3 protein-coding genes are annotated in these 2,854 nt (G+C 65.7%); 1 reads left to right on the forward strand and 2 read right to left on the reverse strand.

Going from position 1 to position 2,854, the window contains the following annotated elements:
- On the reverse strand, positions 1-1,037 hold a 1,037-nt coding region (locus WBB85_RS04450), incomplete at its 3' end, for an ABC transporter permease (RefSeq protein WP_432637419.1).
- Positions 1,034-1,732 carry an ABC transporter ATP-binding protein gene (locus tag WBB85_RS04455; protein WP_432637420.1) on the reverse strand — a complete coding sequence of 233 codons (699 nt, stop codon included), beginning with the start codon at positions 1,730-1,732 and terminating at the stop codon, positions 1,034-1,036. The genes WBB85_RS04455 and WBB85_RS04450, both read right to left, overlap by 4 nt.
- Positions 1,733-1,796: 64 nt before the next feature.
- Between WBB85_RS04455 and WBB85_RS04460 the strand changes: the two genes are divergently transcribed.
- A complete protein-coding gene (locus WBB85_RS04460; protein WP_432637421.1) occupies positions 1,797-2,429 on the forward strand; it encodes an arylesterase in 633 nt (210 codons plus the stop codon).
- Positions 2,430-2,854: the final 425 nt, after the last annotated feature.

The following is a 2,854-nucleotide window of genomic DNA, read 5'->3' on the forward strand; positions in this document are numbered from 1 at the left end:
GGCAGCCGCGCCGCGATCAGCGGCCCCGCCAGCACCGGCAGCGCAGCACCCAAGGTCAGCCCCGCGACAATGCCAATCACCGCCAGCACCCCGACCTGAATGAGATAGACCGCAAAGATCGTGCGGCTTTCCGCCCCCATCGCCTTCAGGGCGGCCATCGTTCCGACCCGCCCGTCGAGATATAAGGTCACCGCCGCCCCGATGCCGACACCGCCCACGGCCAGCCCGGCCAGCCCCACCAGCACCAGAAACGATCCCATCCGGTCGACAAACCGCTGCATGCCCGGCGCACCCCGCCGCGCGTCGCGCCAGCGCAGACCGGTATCGGAGAACGTCGCCTCGGCCTCTGCCTTCATCTCTTTCAGGTCGGTGCGTTCGGGCAGCAGCAGCCGGTAATGCGTGTCAAAAAGGCTGCCGGGTTCAAGAAGGCCGGAACCTGCAAGATCCTCGGTCCGCACGATGGTGCGGGGGCCGAAGGTGAAGCCCGCCGTCGCGCCATCGGGTTCGCGCATGAGGCGGGCCGTCAAGCGGAACTCTTTCAGACCCAGCCGGAAGGCGTCGCCGGTCTTCAGCCCCAGCCGGTCGGCCAGAACCGGGTCCAGAACGGCACCCGGCACGCCACCTTCCGCAGCAAGCGCCTCGGCCAGCGGAATTGCAGGCTCCAGCACCAGTTGCCCGGTCAGCGGATAGGCCGCATCCACGCCCTTGATCTGCGTCAGCGCGCGTTCAGCCGTTTCCCCGTCGCCGACCACCGCCATGGAACGGAAATCGACGATCTCGGCCACGCTCGTGGCGCGGTCCTCCATGAAGGCACGCTCGTCCGCGCTGGCATAACGGTAGGTAAAGGACATTTCGGCATCGCCGCCCAAGAGCACCGCACCCTGATCGGAGATGGCACTCTGGATCGCCGCGCGGACCGTACCGACGGCGGCGATGGCAGCCACGCCCAGCATCAGGCACAAGAGGAAGACGGTGAACCCACCAAACCCGCCACGCATCTCGCGACGGGCGATGCGGGCGGCAAGAGGCAGGGTCATTCCGCCACCTTGCGGGCCAGTTCCTCGCCCGCGATCCGGCCGTCCATCAGCCGCACCACCCGGTCGCAGCGCGCGGCCAGTTCCGGCGCATGGGTGACCAGCACCAGCGTCGCCCCGTGCCGGTCGCGCAGGCCAAAGAGCAATTCCATGATCGCCTCACCCGTCGTCCCGTCAAGATTGCCGGTCGGCTCATCGGCCAGAAAGATCGCGGGCCGGGGGGCTGCGGCGCGGGCCAGCGCCACACGCTGCTGTTCGCCGCCTGACAACTGTGCCGGATAGTGATCCATGCGCTGTCCAAGGCCCATCGCCTCCAACTCGGCGCCCGCGCGCTCAAAGGCATCGGCAATCCCCGCCAGTTCCAGCGGGATCGCGACATTCTCCAGCGCGGTCATCGTCGGAATAAGGTGGAAGGACTGGAAAACAATTCCCATATTACCCCGGCGGAACCGGGCCAGAGCGTCCTCGTCCATTGCTGTCAGGTCATGGCCAAGCGCCGCGATCCGGCCCGATGTGGCGCGTTCAAGCCCGCCCATGAGCATGAGGAGCGACGACTTGCCCGAGCCTGACGGACCGACCAGCCCCAGACTTTCGCCACGTGCGACTGAAAGGGTGATGCCTTTGAGGATTTCCAGCGGCCCGGCATTGCCGTCGAGCACCAGCCTTGCGTCGTCAAGTTTCAGGATCGGTTCGCTCATCGCCTCATTCCGCCGGTTCTTTCGTTCTAAGGCATATGGGGCAACCGGGCGGAAGGGCAACCTTGTGCGTGCCGCGATTTTGAACCTTTCGGTTCTGGCCGCGGGTCCGGCCCTTGCCGAACCCGTCACGCTGGTGGCCTTTGGTGACAGTCTGACCGCAGGCTATGGGTTGCCGCCGTACGACGGTTTCGTGCCGCAGCTTCAGGCATGGCTCGACGATCACGGGGCCGAGGTGACGGTGATCAATGCGGGTGTTTCGGGCGATACCACGGCGGGCGGGCTTGCCCGGATCGACTGGACGCTGACGCCGGATGTCGATGCGATGATCCTGACGCTGGGTGGCAATGACCTGCTGCGGGGCCTGCCGCCTGAGGAAGCACGCGGCAATATGGATGCGATCCTTGCGCGGATTGAGGGCAAGGGAATTCCGGTGCTTCTGGTGCCGATGTCTGCTCCGGGCAATTACGGCCCCGACTACAAGACGCGTTTTGACGCGATCTATCCGGAGCTGGCGGTGGCACATGACGCGATACTCACCCAGCCTTTCCTGACACCGATCCTCTCGCTGCCCGACCGGGCGAAGGCCTTGGCCGATTATGTGCAGCCGGACGGGCTGCACCCAAACCGGGACGGTGTGGCACTGGTCGTCGAGACGCTGGGGCCGCAGGTCCTGACATTGCTCGACCGCGTCGAGTGACCGTGCCCGGTTGAACGACGGTATGGGTGGCACGTTCCGGTCGTCCGGGATTGTCATTCTGAGCCCATTGCGGTCGTTGCCTCCAGCGCTCTTTCGCCCGGATTCAAGCCGAAGGCGCCGGGCGAGCGCCTGCCCGTCCCGGCGGGCTGGCGCTTTTGCGGCCGTGTGCGTCGCATGAGGTCAGAGGGGTTTTGCGGCCATAAAGCACCCCGAATACAGGTCGCTGCGCCACCCCACGGGCAGGCACCCGCCCAGCTCGCGGTGTGATTAGGGCAACGACAGCAATGTCCCGGTCGCGGACAATCCAACCAGATACTGCCGGGAATTGAGCGGGCTCGGTTCCCATGAACTGCTCTGCATGATGTCCTGAACGTCGGCAAGCTGGTTGATTGGTGTGTCATTTCCGATATCCGACACACCTTCGC

Origin of the sequence: Albidovulum sp. (genome assembly GCF_049646345.1) — a bacterium.
Lineage (GTDB): Bacteria > Pseudomonadota > Alphaproteobacteria > Rhodobacterales > Rhodobacteraceae > Albidovulum.

What these genes read in the sequence shown, in the direction of transcription:
- WBB85_RS04455 (WP_432637420.1), bottom strand. Translation starts at nt 1,732, where the DNA reads ATGAGCGAACCGATCCTGAAACTTGACGACGCAAGGCTGGTGCTCGAC.